Origin of the sequence: Mesorhizobium sp. AD1-1 (assembly GCF_020164655.1) — a bacterium.
GTDB lineage: Bacteria > Pseudomonadota > Alphaproteobacteria > Rhizobiales > Rhizobiaceae > Mesorhizobium > Mesorhizobium ciceri.
The window spans coordinates 129,894-155,807 of record NZ_JAIUGP010000005.1 but is presented as its reverse complement, the minus strand read 5'-3'; the positions used below and the strand labels follow the sequence as shown (position 1 = coordinate 155,807).

Below are 25,914 nucleotides of genomic sequence, written 5' to 3'. Positions count from 1 at the left end.
GGGCTACCGCCCGGCGATCGCCAGCGGATTGTTTTCCAGCGCCGCGCGGTCGGGCGTGTCAACCGACGGCCGGTCGGTGAAGGCGGCGAACAGCCTGCGGATATAATCTTCCGGCATGTCGAGCGTGATCAGCACCAGCCGCGTGCCACGCTGGCCATCCGGCCAGGACGGCAATTGCACCGGCGGATGCAGGATCTTCTGCACGCCATGGATCACCAGCGGCCGCGACGGGTCTTCCCTGAGCTCGATGACGCCCTTCATGCGCAGCAGGCGCTCGCCATGGGTCGAACGCAGCAGGTCGAGGAACATCTCGATCGCCGAAAACGGCACCGGGCCGTCATGCACCAGCGAATAGGAGCGCACGCGCTGATCGTGACGATGGCCGTGGTCATGGCCATGCTCGTGATCATGACCAGCATGATGGTGATGATCGTGCGCCGCTTCCTCGCCAAGCCAGCGCCGCACATCGGCGGATTTGGTTGCCGGGTTGTAGAGGCCGCAATCAAACAGCGCCGCCACGCCTGTCTCCGTGTCGCCCGCATCGAGCAGTTCGGCGCCCGGATTGATCTGCCGCAGGCGCGCCCGCAGCATTTCCAGCTCATTGGGGTCGGTGGCCAGATCGGCTTTGCTGAGCACGATGCGGTCGGCGACGGCAACCTGCTTTACCGCCTCGACATGGGCATCGAGCGTGGCGTTGCCGTTGACGGCATCGACCAGCGTGATGACGCCGTCGAGCCGGAAGGCCTGGATCAGCGCCGGATGCGCCATGATCGACTGCAGCACCGGCGCCGGGTCGGCAAGGCCGGTGGTTTCGACGATGACGCGGGCGAGCCGGGCAATGCGGCCGGTCTGCAGCCGGTCGACCAGGTCGGCCAGCGTATCGACCAGTTCGCCGCGCACCGTGCAGCACAGGCAGCCGTCCGACAGCTGGATGATGCCGTCGGAAGACTGCTCGACCAGCAAATGGTCGATCGCCACCTCGCCGAACTCGTTGATGATCACCGCGGTGTCGGCCAGCGCCGGATCCTTGAGCAGCCGGTTGAGCAGCGTCGTCTTGCCGGCGCCGAGGAAGCCGGTCAGCACCGAGACTGGGATCGGGAAGCCGCTGCCCATTGGCTAGTTCGCAACCTTGACCGGCTGGTCGCCCTGCGCGGCGGAGCCGGCAATCTTCGGGCCGGTGCCGGCCGGTGCCGGCCTGTCGGGCCGCCAGCTCGGGATCGGCACATCGGCAAATTCCTGCGCGCCCTGGTCGAGGATGGCCTTCGGCGCCGGACCGGTGGCGCCGCCAAGGCCGACGGCAACCAGCGTCGGCACATGGTCGAGCTTTTCCTGGTAGGGTGATTTCGGCACGTTCTTGGCGGCGGCCGGCGGCGCCTCGGACTGCTCCTGCGGCGTCTTCTTCTTGCAGACCTCGTCCTGCATGTCGTTGGGTGAGACCGTGTCGCCATAGGGCGCCAGCGTGGTGACGGTGGCCGAGCCGGCGACAGGCGTGTCGAACCCCTGATCGAGCAGTTTTGCCGCCGTCTCGGCGCGGGTGACCGCCGACTTCTCGCCAAGCACAACCGCGACCAGCGTGCGCCCGTTGCGCGTCGCCGAACCGATCATGTTGAAGCCGGAGGGGCAGACAAAGCCGGTCTTCATGCCATCGGCGCCGGGATAGCGGCCGATCAAGAGATTGTAGTTGGGGATCGCCTTCTTGCCGACGGCAAGGCCCTCGATCGAGAACCACGGCACATATTGCGGAAATTCGCGGCGGATCGCCATCACCAGCACGGCGAGGTCGCGCGCCGTCGTGTACTGATCCGGCGAATAGAGCCCGTTCGGATTGACGAAATGCGTGCCGTTCATGCCGAGCCGGGTCGCCTCGGCGTTCATCCGGTCGGCAAAGGCCGCCTGCGAACCGCCGACATTTTCGCCGACAGCCATGGCAATGTCGTTGGCCGATTTGACCAGCATCATCTTCAGCGCATTGTCGAGCCGCATCACCGAGCCCGGCTTGAAGCCCATCTTGCTTGGCGGCTCGGCGGCGGAGTGTTTGGTCACCTTGATCGGCGAATCGAGCTGTACCTCGCCGGCCGCGATCGCCCGAAAGGTGACGTAAGCGGTCATCAGCTTGCTCAGCGACGCCGGATACCAGCGCTTGAACGCATCCTGATGCTGCAGGATCTTGCCGCTGCCGAGGTCGAATACGACCACCGGATTGGCCAGCGCCGGCCCGGCCACAACCGACAGCGCGATTGTGCCAGCCGAGAATAGTTTGAGGAAATGCCTGTACCGCATGATCAAATCCGAAATCGCCTCTTGCCGTAGTCGCCCCTGGCTCCGTAAGATTTCATTACGCGATCGCCAGCATATGGTCCGACCCTCAAAAACCGGACCCCATTGTTGCGGTGCTATTTACTCTATGTGACGCCAAGATGGCAAAGTGCCTGGCGATCACAATTGCAAGGCAGCGGCCAACACCCGCCGTCCCAACAGCGAGATGGAACCATCATGCCAATCCTGAACCGTGCCGCCGAAATGCAGGACGAAGTTGCCGGCTGGCGCCAGCATCTGCACCAGACGCCAGAACTGAACTTCGACGTCTTCAAGACCGCCGCCTTCGTCACCGAAAAGCTGAAGGCCTTCGGCTGCGACGACGTGGTCACCGGCCTTGGCAAGACCGGCGTCGTCGGCATCATCCGCGGCCGCCAGGGCGAAGGTCCCACCATCGGCCTGCGCGCCGACATGGACGCGCTGCCGCTCAACGAGATATCAGGAAAGCCCTACGCCTCGACCATCCCCGGCAAGATGCATGCCTGCGGCCATGACGGCCACACGGCGATGCTGCTGGGTGCGGCCAAATACCTCGCCGAGACGCGCAACTTCACCGGTTCGGTGGCGGTGATCTTCCAGCCGGCCGAAGAGGGCGGCGGCGGCGGCAACGAGATGGTCAAGGACGGCATGATGGAGCGTTTCGACATCTCCAGGGTGTTCGGCATGCACAACATGCCGGGCCTGCCTGTCGGACAGTTCGCCATTCGCCCGGGCCCGATCATGGCGGCGACCGCCGAATTCACCATCACCGTGCGCGGCAAGGGCGGCCACGCGGCGATGCCGCACGGCACGATCGACCCGATCGTCATCACCAGCCAATTGGTCGGCGCCTTGCAGACGATCGCCTCGCGCAGCACCGATCCGGTCGAGGCCGTGGTGGTGTCGGTGACCAAGTTCCACGCCGGCGATGCCTACAACATCATTCCCGAAACCGCCGAAATCGCCGGCACCGTGCGCACCTTGCGAAAAGAAATCGCCAAGAAGTCCGAAGAGCGCATCCGCAGCATTTGCGACGGGCTGGCGACCGCGTTCGGGGCCAGGATCGAGGTCGACTACCAGGCGAATTATCCCGTGACCTTCAACCACGCGGAAGAGACGGTGTTTGCCGGTGACGTCGCGATGAGTGTCGCCGGCGACGCCCATGTCCACCGCGGCATCCAGCCGGTGATGGGCGGCGAGGATTTCTCCTACATGCTCGAAGCCCGCCCCGGCGCCTTCATCTTCATCGGCAATGGCGACACCGCCGGTCTGCACCACCCGGCCTACGATTTCAATGACGAGGTCATCCCGCACGGCATGAGCTACTGGGTGAAACTGGCTGAAACCGCGCTGGCCGCCTGACAGCGGCAGCGCAAAGCCGGCCGAATTGCCTTCGGCCGGCCTCTTGGCGAAACGATCCGAAGCGGCTATGTGTCTGGCCGCGTGGTCCCGTAGCTCAGTAGGATAGAGCGGCAGATTCCTAATCTGTAGGTCACAGGTTCGATTCCTGTCGGGATCACCATGCTTTGCATCAGCTTAGCAAATTGACGTCGTACTTTTCGCGAAACAGTACGACGAATTCTAATCTCGGCGGGAATGCATCACCGAACAAGGAACGATCAGCTTCGCTACGAAGAGCGGGCACTACAATGGCCCTTTCGTCTGGCCGAAGGCTGCCTGCAGGATCATTAGGAGCTGATGGTTGACCGTGGTGCGCTGTGACCTAGCTTAAAGTTCATGATGGACAGTCCTAAGCCCGGAAATGGCGAATTGTCCGCACCGGCGAACTCTCGCGAGGTTGCTATGCAGAGGCGCAAACCGGCGTTTCAGAGCCCTGCATGCGTCCTTGGTCGGCCATTGCCCGCTACGGAATATCAACTGCGGCGATCTATCGGCACGCGACCGGCGCCCCGCCATCCGCAACAATTCGCAAGGACCAGAAGGATCCCGAAGAAAGCGACGCTCCGAGAGCGGTAAGGCCTTGGCGAATACCAAGGCGAATGACCAGACATCGCTTTATGAACTTGGCAATACACCCAGAACGCACGGGCACGGCAATGCCAAATTATCTTGCCGAAATGTATGCAAACGACGTAAATCTGGCCATTCTGAGCGCAGTGGTGACGCTTGCATCGGTGGGCGTCTATCTTGTGCTCCGGCGTATCCTTGCCGCGGTGCGACGGCGCCGCCTTGCAGCGTTTGACGAAGGCAGATCCGGTTTCGCCGACGAGGCTTCTTGGGAATGGGAAAGCCCGGCCGGACTTGTCGCCGGGCCTGCTTCTTCCAAGGCTGCCAACCCTTTGCATGCGGTCGGCCTGGATGTTCGGGCTCAAAATACCAACTACTCTCGGTTCGGAGTGCGAATCGAACATTTCGCCGCGACATCCGAACCCAGCGGGTGCTCGTCAGTGGTCGAGACCGGTGCTCCTGCACCGAACAGAGTGCAGTCTGGCCGGCTTGCAGCATCCATCAGCGCGATCGCGGAACGTGGGAAGCGGATTTGCGGGTCGGCATGGAACCAATTGCGCCATAAGGCTTCACCGCCAAAAATTGCTCCGTTGGCCTATGCTGCGGATCGCGGTTTGAATTTCACAGCTCAGTTGAGAGATCCCGACCCGGCCATGGCGCCTGCCTCAAACCCTGTCGTTCGCAGGCCGATCGTTCTTGTATCGCGCTTGGGTCTCGCCGCCATTTGTCTGGCCGCGCCGATTGGCTATGCGATGACGAGACAAATCTGGGTCGAAAGCGCTTCCGCCATCTCGCAAACCCAAGACCAGGCCCATCGAGACCTTTCGCGCCCGTTGGGATTTCAGGCGAGTGCCGAATTGCTTGGCCCGGATCTCACGGCTAACCAGGCGCAAACCGGGACGGATCGTGCTCAGGCTGCCGCTGCGAGACAATTGGCCGACCAGGAGCACCGGGCGGCGGAAGGCGAGCGTGCCAGGAGCGCCGCTCTGCAGGGAGCGCTCCTCGAGGCGAGCAAGCAGATCCACACGCTGAGGGCAAGCATGGCAGCTGCCGATGACGCGCGCGAGGAGCGGTTGCGCAATGAACTCGCGGCAGCCCGCACCCTTGACGCGTTGCGGCGCATTGCGGGAGAGGCCCGCACGATGCTGAGCGAGGCCGCCAGCTATGTCCTTAAGGAGATGCCCGCTGCCCATCTCGAGCAGGAGCAAGCCCAAAGGCAGGCGCGCGATTTCTCGCAAGCGCGCGTCCAAATTGAACAGCTTGAGACCGAGGCCGCCAAGGATCGCGCCACGGCCAAGGCTTCACTGGCGCAGGCGAGCGGCATACTCGACGACGAGCGCCGGAAGACGGAGCTGCTTCGTGGCGATCTCGCCGAAGCGAAACTGGCCAATGCCGCACTCATGAAGCGTACGGCTGCGGCTGAGCGGGAACAGACCGACGCGGTCACAGCGAGGCGACAAGTGGAGCGGACCGCAGCTGACACGGAGCGAACGCTCGCACGAGAACGCGCTGCAGCAGCAGCGGCCGTTGAGGAGCTGAAAGAAGCTCGCGTCGAGCGCCAGGCGGCTGAACTGGAGCGAGCCAAGGCAGTCTCAGCGAAAGAGCGTGCCGAGCAGGCCGCAACCGAGACGGCACAGGCTCTGGCACGGGAACGTACTACAGCCGTCATGAATCGTGAGGATCTCGACAGAGCACGCATCGAGCGCGAAGCCGCCGCCCAAGCTCTTTTGGTGCGTGTCGCTAAGCTTCAGGAGGCTCTGGACGAGCAACGCGAGGCCACTGTTTCTCTTGCCCGCGACTTGGCTGCGGCGCGCGGGGACAACGACAGGCTCAGGACCGAGCGCCGCAGCGCGCAGATCGAACCGCCCCTGAAGCCGCGTTCTGGCCGCGCGGCAGCCAGCCAGGTGAAGGCCGTCAGCAAGAAGATTGGCAAGGTTCGCAACCCTTCGCGGATGACCCGGGTGCGTTCGATCACACTTCCTTATTCGCTCTTGCCAAGACACGTGACACCGCAGTGATTCCGACTGCGCGGTCGCTTCCGTGGAAGGCCATTTTTGATGCCCCGCACCCCTTCGTAACACATCCGAGGCCTGCTGCCATTTCGGCCAAAGATGAATGGCCTCTCGAATTCACCCTGCTTCATCAGCGAGAGTGTTCTGCGCGATGCGCTATGTCAGGCCGATCACGCTGCCTGTCGCGTCCAATTCGCATTGGATCGCCGCCTGCCGCGTTTCCACGCTGCCTTGCCGCGCATAGTCGATGCTGACCTCGATGGGGGCCGAGATCGTCGCCCGACTCAACTGATGTACGAAGCCCGCGCTGGTGACGCGCACGCTGGTCGCCCCCAACGGAGCGGCGGCCGACTCGATGGCATCATGGCAGGCCCGAACGACTTTATCCGGGACGCCCGGCAGCGCCTCGGTTCGGCTGACTGTTGATTGAGTTTTGCTGTCGCCGGGAGGCTGGAGAGCGGCCGGGAGGTCGAGCGACTGTCCGCCCCTTGCGGACGCAACAGCAGTAGCGGTGGCCGAACCTACCGTCCCCGGGGCTGTCATAGTGCCGCTTGTGCTGGTCTCGCCGTCGTCCGCCGACGAACTGGAGCCGCCGGGGTCGTCGCCAGTCCCTTTGTGCGAGCCGCCCTGGTTGCCGCCGGCGTCATGACCTCCGCCGCCACCATGGCCACCAGAACCATGGCCGCCGTTGCCATGCCCTCCGCCTTGCTGACCACCCGTTGCAGCTCCTGCGCAAACTGCCGCGATCGAGCAAGCTAAGACGAAATACGCACAGGTGAATCCACTCGATTGACGCACGACGACCTCCATGGATGCGTCGGTCCAACCGTCTTTCCGCCGCGTGCAGTCAGAACGGCGCGAACCGCCGCTGCCCCCGAGGCAACCTCGCGATTGCCGCGCCCCCGAAAGAACTAGGGGATCAATCCGGTGTATCAAGGATACTTGGCCGGTAAGCACCGATGAGAGATCGCTTGGCTGGCGAGTGCCGTATCATTCATGTCGAGGCCGACCGTCTGGATGACGCCACAGACGCCTTCATGACCCAATGACCGGAGTCCGAGGAGTGGCCGAGCCGAGGCCCCGGCGAATGCAGAGATCAGCGAATACGCTTACCGCGCTCAGGTCAGCGCACCTCCTCCGAGCCATCGGCGACACCCAGGCGATGTCGGGTGGGATGGCCTCCAAAAGGCCCCCGGAGGCACGAAAAAGCTTCGCTTGAGCACTCGCCGCGATGGCGCGGCCAGACGGATCACCCCGCTTCAGCCAACCCGCACGACAAAATGCTTCGTCACCGGCTCGATGATCTTCCAGGTTCCCTTGAAATCCGCTTCCACCACGAAGGCGTCGCCGGGGCCGACCTCGACCGGCGTGCCGCCGTCCGGCGTGATGATGATGCGGCCGGCGATCATGTGCACGAACTCATAGTCGGTATAGGTGGCGTGATAGGTGCCGGGCGTCGCCCGCCAGGTGCCCGACAACACCTTGCCGTCCTCGGTCGTGTGCTGGACGGCGGTTTGCATGGTCGGCCTGCCCTCGACGACGATCCAGCCAGCCAGATCGCCTGCGTCCGCGTGTTCGACGGTGCCGAATTTGAGGATTGTCTCGCGTGTCATGTGCCGAACTCCGTTTGGGGATTGCGTGGCGCTGTTTGCCTGGCCGGTCAGATAACCGATGCACCTGCCGCGAGCAATGCCGCCGCCATACGGCCGGCACCTTGGCTGACGGTGCATCAAACAAAAACCCGCCTGTGCGGCGGGTCACTGGCGCAAATCAGCACCATAGGCAAAAATGTACCATAGCTGAGGTCACCGAGTCAAGAAAAAATTCCTATCGCGAAAAAGCTGGCGGCGCAAAAGCTGCCAGCACTGGCTGCCATAAGGCCGTTTGTTGATTTGAAGTCAGAGCCCTGCCATGCGGCGCACGCCGCGCCCTCTCGACGGGCGGGTCAGGGTTTGTGGCGCGCCGAAACGAGTTCCGCCTTGCGCCTTGCCGTCTCCAGCCCGAGCCCGATGAAGGCGCGCGCGTGCTTGGCCAGCGCCATGTTGTCCGTCCACAGATTGCGCCAGATGGCGGTCTTCTTCGACAGGTGCTCATCGACGATTTCCGAAGAGAAGGATTCGAAGCTGAGATCGTCGCTGTAGCCGATCGCCGTCAGCGCATCGAAGATCGCGGCGAAATCGATATTGCCGGTGCCGAGGAAGCCGCGATGGCTTTCGCCGATATGGACATAGCCGATCTTGTCCGCGGCTTGATGGATGGCCAGCCCGACATCGGCCTCCTCGATGTTCATGTGGAACGTGTCGAGATGCAGGAAGATGTTGTCCGAGCCAGTGTCCTCGATGAAGGCCAGTCCTTGCGCGGCGGTGTTGAGCAGATTGCTTTCGAAGCGGTTGACGATCTCGAGGTTGAGCGTGACGCCGGCCGCCTTGGCTGTTTCGGCAACCTTGGCCAGCGTGCCGGCACTGCGCTGCCATTGATCGCGCGTCGGCGCCTCGACCTGCAATCCGTGGCTGGTCGAGAGAATGCCGGCGACCTTCCGGCCGCCGAGGTCACGCGTCAGCGCGATGGTATCGTTGAGGATTTCGACGCCGCGCGCGGCAATCGCCCTGTCGGCGCTCGAAATATCGCCGTCAACAGGCAATCCGATGCTGATCGCCACGCCGAGGCCAAGATCGGCGATGCGCCTGGCGAGCCCGCCGATGTCGACATTGGCGGGGTCGAGATAGGAGAATTCGATGAGATCGAAGCCGGCCTCCCTGGTGTTGGCCAGCGTGCGCTCCAGATCGGCCTGAGCCGAGCTCGCCGACCAGACGAAAGAATGGATTCCAATACGCGACATCATCGTCTCCGGTGCTGACAAGGTGCGGCCGGGTCATCCCGGCCGCACCGGCCTTGGGAAGAATTTAGCGGGCTGCGGTCCAGCCCTTGTAGTCCTTCAGGTTCTCGGCCGTGATCAGCTTCGGGTCGAGCAGAACGGTCGGCTCCGCCGGCTTCTTGCCGGCCAGCAGTTCGGCCGCCATCGTCAGTGACTGGCCGGCCATTACATAGGGATCCTGCGAGGCCGAGGCCTTGATCATCGAGGTGCCGGAAGAGAGTTCCTTCTCGATATCGGGCGCGCCGTCGACGGCGGTGAAGATGAACTCCGAACGGTTGAGCTGCTTGGCAGCGAGCTGGGCGCCGATCGCCGTCGGGTCATTGATGGCAAACACCGCATCGATCTTGTCGAAGCGGGTGAGCAGCGACTGGAACACCTTCAGGCCGCCGTCGCGCGAGCCTTCGGCATTCTGGTCGTCGGAGAGGATCTTGATGTCGGGATGCTGCGAAAGCACGTTCTTGCAGCCCTTCACCCGCTCCAGGATCGACGACGATGCCGGTCCGTTGAGGATGACGTAGTCGCCCTTGCCGCCGGTGTGGTCGACCAGGTACTGGCAGGCCTCTTCGCCGGCCTTGACGTTGTTGGTCATCACAGTGACGTCGGCGCCCGGCGCCGAAACGTCGAAGGCGGCAACGACGATACCCGCGGCCTGTGCCTTCTTCACCGCCGGCGCGATCGCCTTGGCGTCGACGGCATTGAGCATGATCACGTCGACACCGGCGGCGATGAACGAATCGACCTGCGAGACCTGCTTGTTGAGGTCATAGTCGGCCGATACCGAGGTCACCTCGACCTTCGGGTTGATCTTCTTGGCCGCGTCCTCGATGCCCTTGATGGTGGCGACGAAGAAGGGATTGCCGAGCAGGCCGACCGAGATACCGACCTTGTTGAGGTCCTTGGCCGAAGCAGGCGCGATGGCGAGCGACGCGAGTGCGACGCCGCAGAGCAGTTTGGCGATGGTCTTCATTGCTTTCCTCCGATTGCCCCGCGCCTCTCACGGTGCGTTACACAAACCGGTCGTTGACGCCGGCGACTAAGGTCAATCACGTTCTTGCTCCTGCCTGGAGCCTGTAGCGGTCGAGGGCGACCGCCACGATGATGACCAATCCCTTGATGATGTACTGCCAGATGTCCGAGACACCGGCCAAGATGAGCCCGTTGGAGAGCACCGCGATGATCAGGCCGCCGATCAGCGTTCCCCAGATCGAGCCGACGCCGCCGACGAAGCTGGTGCCGCCGAGAATGACCGCGGCAATGGCGTCGAGTTCGTAGGACTGGCCCAGCTGCAAGCCGTTGGCGGCGTAGAGCCGGGCCGCCGACATGGCGCCGCCGAGGCCGGCCAGCAGGCCGGAAACGCCATAGACGAAGAGCAGCACCAGCGGCACCTTGATACCGGTCAGCCGCGCCGCTTCCGCATTGCCGCCGACGGCGTAGATCCAGGTGCCGAGCACGGTGCGCTTGAGCACCAGCCAGGACAGCACCACCACCGACAGCGCGATGATGACCAGCCACGGGATGCCGAACAGCGAACCGTTGCCGATGAAATCGAACGGCAGGTCCGAATTGAACACCGTCGTGTCCTGGCCGAGCAGGCGGGCGACACCGCGCACCGCGGTCAGCGAACCCAGCGTGACGATGAAGGGCGGCAGCTTGATGTAGGCGATGAGCAGCCCGTTGATGAGGCCGAAGCCGAGGCCGACCAGAATGGCCGCCGGCACGCCGAGCAAACCCCAGTCCGGCACCAGCGATACGATCACCGCCACCATCGCCGATGCGGCGAGGATGGCGCCGACGGACAGGTCGATGCCGCCGGTGAGGATGACGAAGGTCATGCCGGCCGCCAGCACGATGTTGATCGACGACTGCTGGGTGACGATCAACAGGTTGGTCTCGGTCAGGAAGCGCGGGTTCAGGAACTGGAAGCCGGCCGCCAGCAGGATCAGCACCGGCAGCATGCCAAGGGCAGCGAAAGCCGTGCGCAACCGTCGGCTCGTGCCGGTCGCCTGGCCGCCTGCGCTGATCTCGGTCGCCTTGTCGGTCATTGCTGGGCCGCTCCCGTTGCAAGTTCCATGATTTCCTCCTGGCTTAGCGGTTCGCCTTGCGATGCCGTCACCTCGCCCGATATCTTTCCGTCGCGCATCACCAGCACGCGATCGGCGACGCCGATCACCTCGGGCAGTTCGCTGGAGATCATCAGGATGGCGATGCCCTGCTTGGCGAGATTGTCGATCAGCCGGTAGATTTCCGATTTCGCTCCGACATCGACGCCGCGGGTCGGCTCGTCGAGGATGACGACCTTCGGCTCGGTCTCGAGCAGGCGGGCGAGCAGCACCTTCTGCTGGTTGCCGCCCGACAGCGAGCCGGCATTGGCCTGCACCGAACTGGTGCGGATGGAGAGATCGGCAACGGCCTTGGAAGCACGCCTTTCGGCGGCCGCGAAGTCGCGCAAGCCGCCGGCGCGCGAATCCCGCGCCAGCACGCCCATGCTGATATTGTCGGAGATCGACATGTCGAGGAACAGGCCGAGTTCCTTGCGGTCCTCGGTCAGATAGGCGATGCCGGCATCGAGCGCCTCGCGCGGCGAGCCGATGGTTACAGGTTTGCCGTCGAGTTCCAGCGTGCCTGAAATGTGCCTGTCGGCGCCGAAGATCAGCCGCGCAAGCTCTGTGCGGCCGGAACCGACCAGACCCGCCAGCGCCAGCACCTCGCCCTTGTGCAGGTCGAACGAACAGTTTTTCAGGAGACGGCCGTCGGACATGGCGCGCACCGAGAGCGCCACCGCGCGCTTTTCATCCGGCGGCCGATGATCCTTCTTGTAGAAAGCCGACAAATCGCGGCCGACCATCATCGAGACGAGGCGCGAGGCACTGAGGTCGGCACGCTCGAGCGTGCCGACATAACCGCTGTCGCGCAGCACGCTGACGCGGTCGGCAAGCTGGTAGACCTCTTCCATGCGGTGGCTGATGTAGATGATGGCGATGCCTTGCGATTTCAGCGTCGCGATGACCTCGAACAGCCGGTCGGTCTCGCGCGAGGTCAGCGACGTGGTCGGCTCGTCCATGACGATGATGCGCGCATTGGTCGATAGCGCGCGGGCGATCTCGACCAGCTGGCGCTCGCCGAGCGACAGGCTGGAGACCATGTCGCGGGCCGAAAAGGAAACGCCGAGCCGCTTGATGATCTCGCTGGCGCGCCGCGTGCACTGGTCGCGATCGACGATGCCGAAGCGTCGCGGCTCGTTGCCGAGGAAGATGTTCTGCGCCACCGTCAGATTGGGCGCCAGCGACAGCTCCTGATAGATCACCGCGACGCCGCTGGCGCGCGCCTTGATCGGATCGCCGGTCGCAGCCGGCATGCCGTCGATCAGGATCTCGCCGCCGGCATCCGGCCGATAGGCGCCTGAAAGCACTTTCATCAATGTCGACTTGCCGGCGCCGTTCTCGCCCATCAGGGCGTGCAGCTCCCCGGCATGGACGCTGAGCGAGACATCGTGCAAGGCACGGATCGCGCCGAACGTCTTGGAGATGTGGCGCATCTCCAGCACCGGCTGGCGCGCCGTCTCAGCCTGGGCAATCGCACTCATCGCGCGCCTCCCACTGCCGCACCGGCGACGCTCTGGTCCATCGTGGCGTCACGCCAGTTGCTGCGATAGCCTGCCAACCCGGTGAAACGCGACGCGTGCACCGGCTCTGGAACTTCGGCGGCGAATTCGCGCCCGACGCTCTCGAAGGCGAGCGCCGCTGCACCCGTGGCGCTGCCCTCCAGCGTGGCGCCCTGCAGGAAAGCCTGGCCGGGACGCAACTGCGCCAGCAGGCCGGCCAACACACCGCCTGTGTTCAGCCCGCCATCGACGATCACCGTGTTGTTCGAATGGATGAGGTCGAGCGACAGATCGACCATCAGCGCGACGTAGAGCAGCGCCGCCGCCGCGCGTTCCTCGGCATCGGGCGTGCGCCCCACCAGCCGGCCGGACTGACTGGGCATCGGCCCACCTGGCGCGAAGCTCGGCAGCGCCATGATGCCGGCATCGATCACCCGCTGCACCACCGGACGGGCGATCTCGCCTTGCCAGCCGCCGCTGATGGTTGCGAATTCGCGCCCGCCCATGAAGCGAATGGTCGGCACCGGGCCGCCGCCGACATCGACATTGACCAGCATGTCGCGATCCCGGTCGAGTGCGTCGAGCGGGCAATCCGGATTGAGCACGACGACCCAGGTGCCGGTCGAAACGACGGTGACCGGGCCAAGCTCCTGCCGGCGATAGGCATAGAGCGCCGCATTCGAATCATGGACGCCGTTGTGGATGGCGATCGGTCGCGCCGCAGCGCCGAGGCGGTGCTCGCCGATAACGGTGCCGGCGCGCTCGAAGCCAGGCATCCGGCCACGCCAGCCCTGCGCGTCGACCAGCGAGGAAAAGTCCTGGCTCCGCGGCGCCCACAGATGCGAATGGCACCCGAGATAGGACACTTCCGAGACCGCCCGCCCGCCAAGGCGCCAGCTCCAGTATTGCGGATAGCCGAGGATCGATTTCGACGTAGCGAACGCGTCGGGATCGACCTCCTGCAGCCACAGCATGTGGCGGCCGTAGTTGAAGCCGAGCGGCAGCCGCGGCGAAAAGGTCTCGGAAAAGTCCGGAATGCGGCGATCGATCCGCGCGGCAATCTCGGCCGGCGGCTCTTGCTCGTAATCGAGGATCGGATGCGTCAGCGCCGCTTCGTCGACCAAGGCAAAGGTGCAGCCATGGCCCGACACCATGACCCCTTCCACACCATGACGGTCGACCGCATCGGCAACGGCGCTGAGCGCCCAATGGTGGAGCGCCGCCTCGTCGAGCACGCTGAAGACGCCTTGGCGCACCCATTTCGGCTGTGTCCGGCGCTCGTCGATGATCCGCCCGTCCTGGCCGAAGACGAACAGCTTCGAATTGGTCTTGCCGAAATCGAGGACAGCCACCTTCACTGGATGGCTCCCGAGGCTATCCGCACCATGACGCCGGCGTCCTCCAGCATGCGCGCATCGGCGTCGGAGAGACCGTCGTCGGTGACCAGCGTGCCGATGCGGGAAAGCGGCAACGCGACATTGCGCGCGTGGATCGACAGTTTGCGGCTGTCGGCCAGCACCACGATCTGGTCGGCGCAAAGGCTGAGATCGACGATCGAGCGTACCAGCAGCGGGTGCGATTCCATCACGCCTTCCTGGCCAAGGCCTTGCGCGCCGAGAAAGAATTTGGAGGCATAGAAGGGCACGGTCTGGCTGAGCGAATGGATGATGCCGGGTTCGCGATGCAGATCACCGCCCGCAACCGTCAGGCTGCAATGGCCGTGGTCGCTGAGATAGGCCGCCAGCGGCATCGAGTTGGTGTAGAGGCGGATGTTGCGCTCGGCGAGCTTGACGCCCAGATGGAAGCAGGTCGAGCCGCCATGCACGATGACGGCGTCGCCGTCGCGCACCATGGTCGCCGCGAGAGCGGCGATCTGCCGCTTGGCCTCGACCGCAAGGTCGCGGTTCTCGTCGTAGGGCCTGGCGTAGGCAACACCGGCCTGGGAAGCGCCGTCGAGCGCCGATATGCCGCCATAGACCTTCCGCGCTTCGCCGGCCTCGTCGATCCTGTCGATATCGCGCCTGACCGTCGCGGCTGAAACGCCAAGCCGCTCCTGCAACTCGCGCACCGAAGCGAACGGACGATCCCGCAACAGTTCGACGATCTGACGCTGACGGCCGGAGTCGCTCAATTCTTTCCTCCCGGATGCCATTTTCCATGGCAATTGGCGTAACTTACTCAACATTAGTCGGATTGCAAGCGTGTTTGATGACAGTAGATCACTATTGACGTAGATCACTCGTTTCTGCGATATCAGCGCCAATTCGATCCCGGCAACGGGATTTCGCGCAGGACACGGCCGAGCCGTTGGAGGAAAAGCGCCATGGCGACCCAAGCTGACGCGCAGGAACTGGCGGCCTTGCGGGCGCTTTCGGCCAGCATCGGGCGGAGCCCGCATCTCACCCAGGCGGCAGGCGGCAACACCTCGCTGAAAGCCGGCGACACGCTGTGGATCAAGGCCTCCGGCACCTGGCTGAAAGACGCGCTCGTCGATGACATCATGGTGCCGGTGGCGATGGCGCCGCTGCTGAAAGCCGTCGAACAGCGCGATCGCGCCGCCGACCAGCCGCAGGGTTTCACCATTGCAGCGCTCAACCCGCGCGGCCTGCGGCCATCGATCGAGACCACGGTGCACGCTTTGATGCCGCAGCGCGTCGTTCTGCATGTCCATTGCGTCGACACCATCTCGCTTGCCGTGCAGGCCGATGGCGAGGCCGAGGTCGCCAAGCGGCTCGATGGCATCGAATGGGCCTATGTGCCCTATTTCCGGCCCGGCCTGCCGCTTGCACGCGGCATTGCCGAAAAACTGCGGCCTGGTGTCGACGTGCTGATCCTTGGCAATCACGGTCTGGTCGTCGCTGCCGAAACCGTCGCCGGGGCGGAGCTTCTGCTGCGCCGTATCAGGTCATTGCTGGCCCGGCCGGCGCGCGCGACCGCCGCACCCGACCTCGACGCCTTGGCCGCGCTCGCCGGCGACAGCGGCTACAGATTGCCGGCCGATGTCGAAGCGCATGCGGTTGCGCTCGACCCTGAGAGCCGCCGCGTGGCGCAGGCCGGCAGCCTCTATCCGGACCACGTCATCTTCCTCGGCCAGGGCTCCGTCGTGGCGAAGCCAGGCGAGGCCGTGGCTGATGTCGTTGCACGACTGGGCACGTCGCCTGCGGCGATCCTGTTTCCCGGCGCAGGCGTGCTGATGCGCGGCGACGCCAGTGCCGGCGCCGATGCCATGCAACGCTGCCTCGCCGACGTGACGGCGCGCATCGACATCGCCGCGCGGCTGAACTATCTCACCGCTTCCGAGAATGACGAGTTGGTCAACTGGGACGCCGAGCAGTATCGCCAGAAGCTCAACGCGGCTGGCGGCTAGCATGGACATGATGCCACTTGTCATCGGCATCGACATTGGCACATCAGGTGCGCGCGCCGTCGCCATGCGCCCTGACTTTTCCATAGCCGGGCATTCGGCCGTCCCACTCGACAGGTTTGGCGGCGATGGCCGAGCCCCCACGGCGTGGTGGCAAGCGGTGAAGGCGGTGCTGACGGAGCTGCTTTCCGGCATCGACCGCACGGCGGTCCGCGCCATCGCCGTCGACGGCACCTCCGGCACGCTGCTGCCGGTCGACGCCGCCGGGCGGCCGCTGGCCGAACCGCTGATGTACAACGACAAGGTCGATGACGACGACATCCTGGCCGCGATCGCCCGCACCGCGCCGGCTGCAAGTGCAGCGCACGGAGCGACATCCGGCCTCGCCAAGGCCCTGCGCTTCCAGCATCTGCCGGGTATTGCAATGGTGCTGCATCAGGCCGACTGGATTGCCGGAAACTTCTCCGGCCGCTTCGATGTCAGCGACGAGAACAATGCCCTGAAGACAGGTTATGATGTCGAGGCCCGCCGCTGGCCGGAATGGATCGCGGCGACCGGAATGCGCATGGAGTTGCTGCCGCGCGTGGTCGTGCCGGGCGAGGTCACGGGCGCCCTCACCGCGGAAGCCGGGGAACTGTTCGGCTTGCCGCGCGATGTGGCCGTCGTCGCCGGCACCACGGATGGCTGCGCCTCGTTCCTGGCGACCGGTGCTGCCGCGATCGGCGACGGCGTCACTGCGCTGGGATCCTCGCTGACCATCAAGATTCTGTCCGACCGGCCGATTTCGGCGCCGCGCTTCGGCATATACAGCCATCGGCTCGGCAACGCCTGGCTGGCGGGCGGTGCCTCGAACTCGGGCGGCAAGGTGCTGGCCCAGCACTTTCCGCTCGCCCGTATCATCGAACTCAGCGCGACAATCGACCCGGAGACGGGCACCGGCCTCGATTACTATCCGCTTCCCGCCACGGGCGAACGGTTTCCGATCGCCGATCCGGCGCTGCCGCCTCGCCTTGCGCCGCGGCCGGCGGACGACGCCGATTATCTGAAAGCGATGTTCGAAGGCATCGCCGCGATCGAAGCGCTCGGCTATGACAGGCTTGCCGAACTCGGCGCGCCCACGCTGATATCGGTCAGGAGCGTCGGAGGCGGGGCAGCGAACCCGGCCTGGACGGCAATCCGGCGTCGCAGGCTCGGCGTCGATTTCCTGCCCGCGCTTTCCGACGAGGCCGCCGCCGGCACGGCGCGGCTGGCGCTGATGGGTGCAAGCCGGGCAGGACTCCTATGAGCGCGAAAACGATCGAACGTCTCGACGGCCTTGGGCCGCTGGCGGAGCGCTATAATGTGTTTCTGCTCGACCAGTTCGGCGTGCTGCATGACGGCACGCGGCCCTATCCAGGCGCGGTGGCAGCGCTATCGGCGCTGAAACGCGCCGGCAAGACCGTGGTGCTGGTTTCGAACTCCGGCAGGCGGGCTCAACCCAATGAAAGCCGGCTCATGAAACTCGGCTTCGAAGCGGGAAGCTGGGATCATTTCGTTTCTTCCGGCGAGGTGGCGTGGCGATCCTTTGGGGAGATGGCGACGTCGGGAAAGCTGCGCCCGGGGACAAAATGCCTGCTGATCAGCCGCGACAATGACCGCTCCGCGATCGAAAGCCTGCCATTTGCGCTGACCGGGTCCGGAGATGAGGCCGAGCTGGTGCTGATCGCGGCCAGCGAGGGTGACCGCTTTGACCTTGACCATTATCGCAGGCTGTTCGCGCCGGCGGCGGAGCGGCGGGTGCCGTGTTTCTGCACCAATCCCGACATGATCATGCTGACGGCCGTTGGCCCTCGCTTCGGCGCCGGCCGGCTGGCCGATCTCTACGAGAGCCTGGGCGGCAGCGTTACCCGCATCGGCAAGCCCGACACGGCGATTTTCGAAGCCGCGCTGGCGCTGGCCGGCGAGCCGGACCGTCGCACCGTGGTCTGCGTCGGTGACAGCGTCGAACACGACATATCGGGGGGAAACAGCACCGGCCTCGCCACCGCGCTGGTGCTGAGCGGAATACTGGCGGACACACCGGATCTCGCCGCTGTTTTCAACGAACAGCAGGCCTGGCCGGACTACATCATGGACAGCTTCAGCTTCCGCTGACCGCTTCCAGCATGCGCCGCGCGCTCTCCTCGTCGGTGATCAGGATGGTTGGGGCGATGAGGGTCATGGCGCCGAGCAGCGCTTCGGTTTTCTCCTCGCCACCGGAGGTGAGGATGCGGATCGGTGCCTTGCGCAGACGGTCGACATCCACCGACATCACGTGGCTGTTGACGGGGTGGTCGACCAGATCGCCGTTGCGGTCGAAGAAATGGAACAGGAGGTCACCCACGGCGCCACGCGCAAGCAGGGCCTCCCGATCCGCCTCCTTGAGGAAGCCACCACGAGAGAAGGTGGTGGCCGAGGCGATCCCGCCGACGCTCAGCAGAACGGCATCGAGCACGTCGGCCATTTCGAAAATCTCCTGCAGGCCGCAGCGCTCGATCAGGGCGATCTTGGTCTCGACGCTGTCGACCACGGCTGGTGTCGGCATCAGATAGCCGTCGCCCTGGAATATCTGAGCGAAGCGCCAGGCGAACTCGGCTGGGTTGACCCGGCGCACGACGCCGACACCGCCAAGCAGCGAAATCACCTTGAAGTCGGTGAGCGACTTGGCGCTGATGAAGGGCAGGCTCGAGAACAGCGTCTGCCCCCAGCCGACACCGACCCGCATGCCGGACTTCATCGTGTCCGACAGGAAGCTGCCGGTTTTGGCGCTGATCGCTGGTATGGGATCGGCATCGGCTGCCGAAAGCGGCGCCACCAGAGCCTGCTGCAGCCCGAACGTCTTCTCCAATGCGCGCTCAAGCCGCACGATTTCCGACAATTCGCTCTCGATGGTGATCTTCACTTCGTTGCGCGCCCGGGCATCCGCCAGCATGCGCACGATGGTGACGCGACCGACGCCGAGCACGTCGGCGATCTCGTTCTGCGTCATCTGCTCGACGAAATACATCCAGGCGGCGCGAATCCTGAGGCGATCCGTCCGGCTTTCGCTGGCGACCAGCTCGGTTGCCTCGCCTCGACCGTCTTCGCTTTCGCCCTGTCGTCGTCTGCCCAAGTCTGTCTCTCCCCCTGCGGCGACGGACGAGGGCGCCGCCGCCGATTCTGCATGCTGGTCTAGTATCGCCTATTGATCTACCTATCGATAGGAACAATGTAGAGAGTGGCGGCTGCCCCGGTCGGCTATCCGCAGCAAATTTCAAGGCGATCCGCGATGCTCCGACAAATCTCCGAAGATGTCCGCGTCAATCTGAAGGACCGGCTGCGGGAAGTCCGCGAAATCATCCGCCAGAGCCGCCATGACGGCAGCGGCGACGCCAGTATCCTGCGCGAAGCAACCAGCCATCTGCCGCCGTTTCCAGGCAAGGGCATCGAAGGCCTGCTCAGCCATGCCGCGAGTGCCGTCGACGAAGCACTGTCGATCGCCGAAGCTTTCGTCCCGCATGAGCGCCCGATCAAGGTGGACGGCACCACGGTGAAGGGCCTCGGCACCTATTTCCCGGTCGGCAACGAGGATCGCCAACTGGACGCCGAGCGCCTGTTCCGGCGCGATATGTATTATCTGACCAAAGCGGTGCTTGCCGGCCTGAACATCGACAATGCCCGCATCCACGAAGCCGATTTCGCGGCCGTCCATGCCACGATGCGCAAGCGGCATGGCGATCTCCTGGCCGCATTGGCCGCGCCGGGTGCCGGACTGCAGGCAATCGCGGCCACCTGCTCGGCGCTGCTGGTCGAGTGCCTCAATCAGCGTCCCGTTCGCTTTGCCGAGACCGTGCCGGGAACGCCGGCGGGCGGCGGGGCGCTCGACATAAGCTGCCTGGCGCCGCTCGCTTTGGCCTGCGGCCTGGCGACCACCGGCAGCGACGGCGCGCCGGAGCCGGATATGCTGGAGATCGCGATCCTGGCGGCGGATATTCGCCACGATCGCATCGTTCAGGCTTGCGCCAAGGCAAACCCGATCGCTGAACTGACACCGGTCTTCGCCACCTTGCTTGCCCATCTGCCGTAGTCAGCCGGCCTGGCTAGCCTTCAGCGACCATGGCCATGATCGCTTTCTTGGCGCGCTGGATCGAAGCCGGGCTCATCGAGAGTTCGGTCAGCCCCATCTTCACGAAGGTCGCAATCAGATCCGGACGGCCGGCCGCTTCACCGCACATGCCGACCATGATACCGGCGGCGACGCCGGCTTTTGCCGTCATTTCGATCGCCGACATGACGGCCGGATTGGTGACGTCGTTGAGCTTGGCGACGGTCGGATTGAGCCGGTCGGCGGCCATGATGTACTGGGTCAGATCGTTGGTGCCGATCGAGAAGAAAGCGACCTCCTTGGCCAGCGCCGGGGCGATGAGCACGGCGGCCGGGGTTTCGATCATGACGCCGAGATCGAATGATGCGTGCGGCACGCCTTCGGCTTTCAGCTCGGCCGTGCATTCGTCGACCAGCACGCGCGTCTGCCTGACCTCCGAGAGGTCGGACACCATCGGCAGCATCACCTTGATGTTGCCGTGCACGGCTGCGCGCAGCAGCGCCCGCAGTTGGCGCTTGAAGATGTCGGGCCGGTCGAGACACATGCGGATGCCGCGCCAGCCGAGGAAGGGATTCTCCTCGTCGGGAAATTCGATGCCGGCAATCGGCTTGTCACCGCCGATGTCGAGCGTGCGCACAATGACCGGATAAGGCGCAAAAGCCTTGGCCAGCGCCGCATAGGTCTCGGCCTGCATGTCTTCCGAGGGCAGATGCATATGGCGCATGAACAAAAGCTCGGTGCGGAACAGGCCGATGCCCATGGCACCAGCCTCTTGCGCCGCTTCGATTTCCTCGAGTGAGCCGATATTGGCCGCCACCTCGATGATCCTGCCGTCGGCGAGCTTCGGCGTCACCGTCTTGAAGACGGTCAGCCCGGCGCGCTCCTTTGCCGCCGCTTCGACGCGGCCGGCGAAATCGGCACGGGTCGCCTCGTCGGGGTCGATGATCACATGGCCGGCATTGCCGTCGAGCGCGACGTCTCGCGCGGTACGCAAGGCATTGACCTGGTCGCCGAGGCCGAGCACTGCCGGAATGCCGTGCGAGCGCGCGATGATGGCGATGTGCGAGGTGGCGCCGCCATGGCCGCACACCACGCCGCCGATACGCTTCAGCGGCGCGCGTGCCAGATCCCAGGCGCCGATGTCGTCGGCGATCAGGATAGCCCCTTCGGGGATGTTTTCGAGGCTGACATCGTCTTGGCCCAGCAACACCAGGCAAATCTGCCGCCCAACGGCGTGGACATCATCTGCCCGCGCGTTGAGATAGTGATCGTCGACGGCGCTGAATTCGGCGGCAATGGTGGAGGCGGCGGTGATGACGGCGGAAACCGCGTCGTTGCCGCCCTTGATCAGGCCCTCGGCCTCACCAGTCAGGCTGTCGTCGGCGGCGATATCGCGCAGCGCGGCGACGATGCCGCGGTCTCCAGCCGACAGGCTGTCCTGCGCCAACGCATGATCCATGCGGGCCTGGACCGCGCCGACAGCCGTGCGGAACCTGTCGATCTCGCCTTTTATCTCCTCGGCCCGCAACATGCGGCCCTGTCCGGCGATATCGGGTGGGAAATGCGCAAAGGCCGGGCCGATGGCGAAACCTTCGCTGGCGGCCACGCCACGCAAGCGGTTTGCCCCGCCAGGTGCCGCCGGCACGGATCCCGGCGCGGGTGCCGCTTCCTGCCCGGCATCGTTGGCTGGGCTCTGCGCTTCCGCTTCATCATCGAGGCCGGCCCGCGGATTCTCGAGATAGCCGATCAGCGCCTCGAGCGCCTCGATGGCATCGGCGCCATTCGCCCGCACCGTGACTTCCTGGTTCTCCTTGACCGCCAGCAGCATCAGCTTGACCGAACTCTTGGCGCTGACCGCCTTGCCGTCCTTGATCAGTTCGACGTCGGATTCGAAGCCCTTGGCGAGCTTCACGAACCGCGTCGCGGGACGGGCGTGCAAACCTTCATGCACTCTGACGATGGTCGAGCGTTCCATGGCAAATACTCTGGTTTTGGGCGCCGCTCCCAACATGGGCCGCGGCGCGAATGCTGTCAGGCGGCGATGGTGATGATCGCGCCGGTCTTCAGGGCGGCCACGAGCGCTTGCGGATCGACTTGCGACGCACAGATCTCGCCCGGTCTCTCGGCCTCGGTAGCGCCGTTGAACGAAATGACGACATGACCCATTTCCAGCACCTTGCTCCACGCGCTGGAGCCGACCGCTGTGATAACAGCGGCAACCGGGCCGAGGGTGATCGAAGCGCCCTTGGCGGGCGCTCCGTCACTTGGTCCCTGCTCCGCCTTGTGGAGCACCGAAACCTCGGCAAGCTCCGGCGGCGAGCCATCCGCAAACAGGATGACCACGCCCCCTTCGGCAAGGTCCGCCACTTCGGGGCCGATGGCAGTGACCCGTGTTCTCAAAAGAACCGTCATATGGCGAACCTCATTTTCTCAAACTTTCCCTAGAGCGGTGAACCGCTCTATCTCTTTGTTTTGACGCAGTTTCCAAGGGAAAGCATTGTGCGCTTTTCCCGGAATTGCCTTAGAACACGATCAGGCTGACGACCCAGGCGATCAGCACCGAGACCGGACCCATGATCTGGCGGCTGATGAGCACCGCCGGAACGCCGATTTCGATCGTCTTAGGCTTGGCCTCGCCGAGCGCCAGGCCGACGGGGACGAAGTCGCAGCCCACCTGGGTATTGTAGGCAAACAGCGCCGGCAGTGCCATTGCCGGCGAAATCGTGCCGTTGGCGATCTGCGGGCCGATGATGGCGACGCCGATGACCTGCGCGATGACAGCGCCTGGCCCGAGGATGGGCGACAGGAACGGCAGGCCGCAGATCGCCGAGATGATCAGCAGGCCGACGATGTTGTTGGCCAGCGGACCCATCGGCTGCGCCAGCACATCGCCGATGCCGGTATACAGGATCAGACCGATGAGCATGGTCACGAAGGCCATGAACGGCAGCACGTTGCGGATGACCTGGTCGATGGTGCGGCGGCCGGCATTGAAGAAGATGCCGACGATACGTCCCATGACGCGGCCGATCGTGCTGATGAGGCCGATCAGCCCACCTTCGCTCGGCAGCGGCTGTGGTGCCGCGGTCGCATTGTTGTTTGAACTCATCGCTGCTGCTCCCCCTGCAGTCGTGATCGTTTCGGATCCGTCCGCCATTGTGATGTTGGCCGGCTTCACGCCCGAAACGTAGATGTCCTCGGTGATGAACTGGGCCAGCGGCCCGGATTGACCGACCGGCGTCAGATTGACGGTCGGGATACGTTTGCGCGGATAGACGCCGCATCGTGCGGTGCCGCCGCAATCGACGACGACAACCGCCATCTCGCTTTCGATCGGCGGTGCCCTGAAGCCGTCGACGGCCTCGGCGCCGGTCATGTCGGCGATGAGCTGCGCCACCGGGTGAATGCCACCACCGGTGACGGAAACCACCTTGCTGCGCTGTTCGGTCGGCTCGATGATGAGCGGGCCACCCCAGCCGGTTTTGCCCTGGGAGATCTTTACGGCTTTATATGTCTTGGCCATGATGTCCTCCCCGCCCTTACAGCTCGACGCCCTGGCGGCGTGCCATGATCGCGGTGATGCGTTCGGTCAGCATGCCCTTGAGCAGGATGACGACGAGGCCGACGATGGCGTACCAGATCGCCACCTTGACGTGGTAGCCGGCGACGACGACGCCCTTCTTTTCCAGCTCCAGCAGCGCGACGAGAATGCCGCCCCAGACGAAATACTCGCCGGGATTGATGTGCGGGAACAGGCCGAGCGGCGGGTGCACATAGGACACGGCCGCGTCATAGAAGGCTGGCTTGTGCTTTTCTTCCAGGAACGATCCGAACGTATAGGCCATCGGATTGGTGAGGAAGAACACCGCCAGCAGCGGCAAAAGCGTGTAGCGCGTCAGCGCGATCCGGCCGGCGCCGCGCGCCAGGCCATGCACGCGCTCTTCACCGACCAGTTCGGTGACGGCATAGAAGGCCGTCATCAGCACCACCAGCGTCGGAATGATGCCGGTGACGAAGCCGGCGAAGACCTCGCCGCCCTTCTGGAAGATGCCGATGAAATACTTGCCGATGGCGGTCAGCCAGCCGAGCTGCTCTTCCTGCTGGACGTCCTTCAGCTTTTCCTTGAACTGATCGACGGTGATCGGTCCGCTGTCCGCTTGTGCGAGGACAACGAGATGGTCGGAGGCATGCTCGACAGCGAGCTTGCCATGCAATGCGGCATCCGAAACCATGGCACCTGCGACATGCAGATTGTGCACGGCCATGTCGGCATGCTGCGCCAACAACGAAAATACAGACATTTCTCCTCCTTATGCCACCCGCCGGTTGATCCCAGTCGGTGCGCGGCGTCCTCTATCCCTTTGATTTAGAGCCCGAAATCATCCGGCTCTAAGCCCTTGCTACGTTCAAACCGGACAGGCCCGGCTTCTTCCCCGGCTCCGACCGTGTCTTGTCGATCTGCTCGATCGCCCGTTTCACGGCCTCGGCCACACCGGGTTCCCCCTCCCCCATGATTGCAGGGTTGGACCGGAGTCGATCGAGGGGAACACCCTCGAATTCTTCATGTCTCTTGAACTTGGTGAAGACGGAACGGCCGCTCATCACCATCAGGCGGCGCACGACCAGATCGGGCGTCACCACCACGAGCGCGATGGTGCCCTTGGCCAACCGGCCGCGAAAATTGCCGGCTCCGACGAAGCCGTCCTTGTACTGGTCGGTGACGCCCCTGAAGACATCCGAATAGTGCCGCATCTGCAGCCAGACGCCGAGCGACTGCAGCGCCCACACGATAACCAGCAGAAGCAGTCCCCACTGCCAAATCGCCATTCGGTTCTCCTCCCGAAGCCTCAGTTGAATCGCACCTTGGACTGGCGCGTGACAACAGCAAAGTGAGAACATTTGTTTCCGAGAATGTCAATATGTATGATATTGGCCTCTGAAGCGGTCCTCCACAGGGCCGCTGACAGATTTCGGCGGCGGCGCGCTTGTGCTAGGCTGACCGGGAAACAGGATACGAGGAAACATGGACCTGCCCTTCAGGGACGAACTGGCCTTGATGCCCGATCTTCGCCATCGGCTGCGGCAGTTGCGCTGGTTCCGCGCCACCTTTCGCGGCAGCGCCAAGGTGGTCTCGGACACGTTCGGCGTGCGCTTCGAGATCGACGAGGCCAAGCTCACCAGGGCCTTTCTCGACTGGGTCGAGATCATGGAGGCGCAGAAGCGCTTCGCCGCGATCGACCGCGCCGACTTCATCGTCTTTGCCGCCGGCCTCGTGCTGCGTGAGCTGATAAAACAGGCGCCGGCCAGGGAAATCTCCGGCCTCACGCAGCTGATCGAGACGGAAACGAACGCCGGCACGCTGGAAATCGTCCGCTTCTGGCCGGAGGGTTTCCTCTACACCAACTACTGCGTCTCGGTGATTTCGGCGATCCACGAGCAGGAATTCGGCACGGCACCCGGCATCGACAAATGCGCCGACGATTTGCGCACCTGGTGGTCCTATCGCGAGAATGTGACCGAGATGCCGGCCTATGCGGTGGCTTTCCTCGACCGCTTTCTCGGCGCCGAACCGAACTGGATCACCCCGGATCGCGCGCAGTCCCGGCAAGCCATGCAGCGGGCGCTCGGGTCTTCCCGTGCGAGCGATGCGTTGCGCCAGCTTTGAGCCCGCTCTTCGCGTCCCCAAAACCGCACGTG

At 64.4% G+C, this 25,914-nt stretch carries 23 protein-coding genes and 1 tRNA gene; 8 read left to right on the top strand and 16 right to left on the bottom strand.

Annotation, left to right across the window (positions count from 1 at the left end; all coding sequences use genetic code 11):
* Positions 1-3: 3 nt before the first annotated feature.
* Both LB519_RS12340 and LB519_RS12335 read right to left on the bottom strand, forming a co-directional pair.
* A complete protein-coding gene (locus LB519_RS12340) occupies positions 4-1,113 on the bottom strand; it encodes a CobW family GTP-binding protein (RefSeq protein ID WP_027162928.1) in 1,110 nt (369 codons plus the stop codon).
* Between the two features lie 3 nt (positions 1,114-1,116).
* Positions 1,117-2,280: a D-alanyl-D-alanine carboxypeptidase family protein gene (locus LB519_RS12335; protein WP_013529350.1), complete on the bottom strand. Its 1,164-nt coding sequence runs from the start codon at positions 2,278-2,280 to the stop codon at positions 1,117-1,119.
* 213 nt (positions 2,281-2,493) lie between these two features.
* Between LB519_RS12335 and LB519_RS12330 the strand changes: the two genes are divergently transcribed.
* From LB519_RS12330 to LB519_RS12320, 3 genes are all read left to right on the top strand, one after another.
* Positions 2,494-3,657: a M20 aminoacylase family protein gene (locus tag LB519_RS12330; protein WP_063169116.1), complete on the top strand. Its 1,164-nt coding sequence runs from the start codon at positions 2,494-2,496 to the stop codon at positions 3,655-3,657.
* Positions 3,658-3,740: 83 nt separating this feature from the next.
* Positions 3,741-3,817, top strand: a tRNA-Arg gene (locus LB519_RS12325).
* 535 nt (positions 3,818-4,352) lie between these two features.
* Complete coding sequence (locus tag LB519_RS12320; protein WP_224620151.1) at positions 4,353-6,281, top strand: hypothetical protein; 1,929 nt, start codon at positions 4,353-4,355, stop codon at positions 6,279-6,281.
* A gap of 150 nt (positions 6,282-6,431) precedes the next feature.
* Here the strand turns inward: LB519_RS12320 and LB519_RS12315 are convergent, their stop codons facing one another.
* From LB519_RS12315 to LB519_RS12280, 8 genes are all read right to left on the bottom strand, one after another.
* Entirely contained in the window at positions 6,432-7,085 is a 654-nt protein-coding gene (locus tag LB519_RS12315; protein WP_224620150.1) for a hypothetical protein, read from the bottom strand.
* A 449-nt stretch (positions 7,086-7,534) separates the two neighbouring features.
* A complete protein-coding gene (locus LB519_RS12310; RefSeq protein WP_024503728.1) occupies positions 7,535-7,888 on the bottom strand; it encodes a cupin domain-containing protein in 354 nt (117 codons plus the stop codon).
* A 332-nt stretch (positions 7,889-8,220) separates the two neighbouring features.
* Entirely contained in the window at positions 8,221-9,114 is an 894-nt protein-coding gene (locus LB519_RS12305) for a sugar phosphate isomerase/epimerase family protein (protein WP_224620149.1), read from the bottom strand.
* 64 nt (positions 9,115-9,178) lie between these two features.
* On the bottom strand, positions 9,179-10,117 hold the full coding sequence (locus tag LB519_RS12300) for an ABC transporter substrate-binding protein (RefSeq protein WP_013529341.1): 939 nt from the start codon (positions 10,115-10,117) through the stop codon (positions 9,179-9,181).
* A 76-nt stretch (positions 10,118-10,193) separates the two neighbouring features.
* The gene (locus LB519_RS12295; RefSeq protein WP_027162931.1) at positions 10,194-11,192 is read right to left on the bottom strand and encodes an ABC transporter permease subunit; all 999 of its coding nucleotides are present in this window, start codon (positions 11,190-11,192) and stop codon (positions 10,194-10,196) included.
* Entirely contained in the window at positions 11,189-12,733 is a 1,545-nt protein-coding gene (locus LB519_RS12290) for a sugar ABC transporter ATP-binding protein (RefSeq protein ID WP_024503725.1), read from the bottom strand. Before LB519_RS12290 ends, LB519_RS12295 begins: the two co-directional genes overlap by 4 nt.
* Positions 12,730-14,109: a carbohydrate kinase gene (locus tag LB519_RS12285; RefSeq protein ID WP_224620148.1), complete on the bottom strand. Its 1,380-nt coding sequence runs from the start codon at positions 14,107-14,109 to the stop codon at positions 12,730-12,732. The genes LB519_RS12290 and LB519_RS12285 overlap by 4 nt, the downstream gene beginning before the upstream one ends.
* Positions 14,106-14,882 carry a DeoR/GlpR family DNA-binding transcription regulator gene (locus LB519_RS12280; protein ID WP_224620147.1) on the bottom strand — a complete coding sequence of 259 codons (777 nt, stop codon included), beginning with the start codon at positions 14,880-14,882 and terminating at the stop codon, positions 14,106-14,108. Before LB519_RS12280 ends, LB519_RS12285 begins: the two co-directional genes overlap by 4 nt.
* Before the next feature lie 192 nt (positions 14,883-15,074).
* Here LB519_RS12280 and LB519_RS12275 point away from each other — a divergent pair, with 192 nt between their 5' ends.
* Genes LB519_RS12275 through LB519_RS12265 form a run of 3 tightly spaced genes read left to right on the top strand, consistent with a single transcriptional unit; the run spans position 15,075 to position 18,248 of the window.
* Entirely contained in the window at positions 15,075-16,118 is a 1,044-nt protein-coding gene (locus LB519_RS12275) for a class II aldolase/adducin family protein (protein ID WP_013529336.1), read from the top strand.
* Between the two features lie 7 nt (positions 16,119-16,125).
* A complete protein-coding gene (locus tag LB519_RS12270) occupies positions 16,126-17,400 on the top strand; it encodes an FGGY-family carbohydrate kinase (RefSeq protein WP_164920012.1) in 1,275 nt (424 codons plus the stop codon).
* Entirely contained in the window at positions 17,397-18,248 is an 852-nt protein-coding gene (locus LB519_RS12265; protein WP_013529334.1) for a TIGR01459 family HAD-type hydrolase, read from the top strand. Before LB519_RS12270 ends, LB519_RS12265 begins: the two co-directional genes overlap by 4 nt.
* Here the strand turns inward: LB519_RS12265 and LB519_RS12260 are convergent.
* Positions 18,235-19,245 (bottom strand): sugar-binding transcriptional regulator, encoded by a 1,011-nt coding sequence (locus LB519_RS12260; RefSeq protein WP_024503720.1) that lies wholly within the window; start codon positions 19,243-19,245, stop codon positions 18,235-18,237. The genes LB519_RS12265 and LB519_RS12260 overlap by 14 nt on opposite strands.
* Before the next feature lie 156 nt (positions 19,246-19,401).
* Between LB519_RS12260 and LB519_RS12255 the strand changes: the two genes are divergently transcribed.
* Complete coding sequence (locus LB519_RS12255; protein WP_224620146.1) at positions 19,402-20,199, top strand: hypothetical protein; 798 nt, start codon at positions 19,402-19,404, stop codon at positions 20,197-20,199.
* Positions 20,200-20,212: 13 nt separating this feature from the next.
* Here the strand turns inward: LB519_RS12255 and ptsP are convergent, their stop codons facing one another.
* From ptsP to LB519_RS12230, 5 genes are all read right to left on the bottom strand, one after another.
* Entirely contained in the window at positions 20,213-22,192 is a 1,980-nt protein-coding gene (gene ptsP, locus LB519_RS12250; protein ID WP_224620145.1) for a phosphoenolpyruvate--protein phosphotransferase, read from the bottom strand.
* A gap of 56 nt (positions 22,193-22,248) precedes the next feature.
* Positions 22,249-22,629 (bottom strand): PTS glucitol/sorbitol transporter subunit IIA, encoded by a 381-nt coding sequence (locus tag LB519_RS12245; RefSeq protein ID WP_013529330.1) that lies wholly within the window; start codon positions 22,627-22,629, stop codon positions 22,249-22,251.
* Positions 22,630-22,738: 109 nt separating this feature from the next.
* On the bottom strand, positions 22,739-23,740 hold the full coding sequence (locus LB519_RS12240) for a PTS glucitol/sorbitol transporter subunit IIB (protein ID WP_013529329.1): 1,002 nt from the start codon (positions 23,738-23,740) through the stop codon (positions 22,739-22,741).
* 16 nt (positions 23,741-23,756) lie between these two features.
* Positions 23,757-24,518 (bottom strand): PTS glucitol/sorbitol transporter subunit IIC, encoded by a 762-nt coding sequence (locus tag LB519_RS12235; protein ID WP_013529328.1) that lies wholly within the window; start codon positions 24,516-24,518, stop codon positions 23,757-23,759.
* A gap of 88 nt (positions 24,519-24,606) precedes the next feature.
* Positions 24,607-25,044: a transcriptional regulator GutM gene (locus LB519_RS12230; RefSeq protein WP_013529327.1), complete on the bottom strand. Its 438-nt coding sequence runs from the start codon at positions 25,042-25,044 to the stop codon at positions 24,607-24,609.
* Positions 25,045-25,240: 196 nt separating this feature from the next.
* On the opposite strand from LB519_RS12230, the gene LB519_RS12225 reads away from it, so the two are divergent.
* Positions 25,241-25,882 (top strand): hypothetical protein, encoded by a 642-nt coding sequence (locus tag LB519_RS12225; protein WP_027162939.1) that lies wholly within the window; start codon positions 25,241-25,243, stop codon positions 25,880-25,882.
* Positions 25,883-25,914 lie beyond the last annotated feature (32 nt).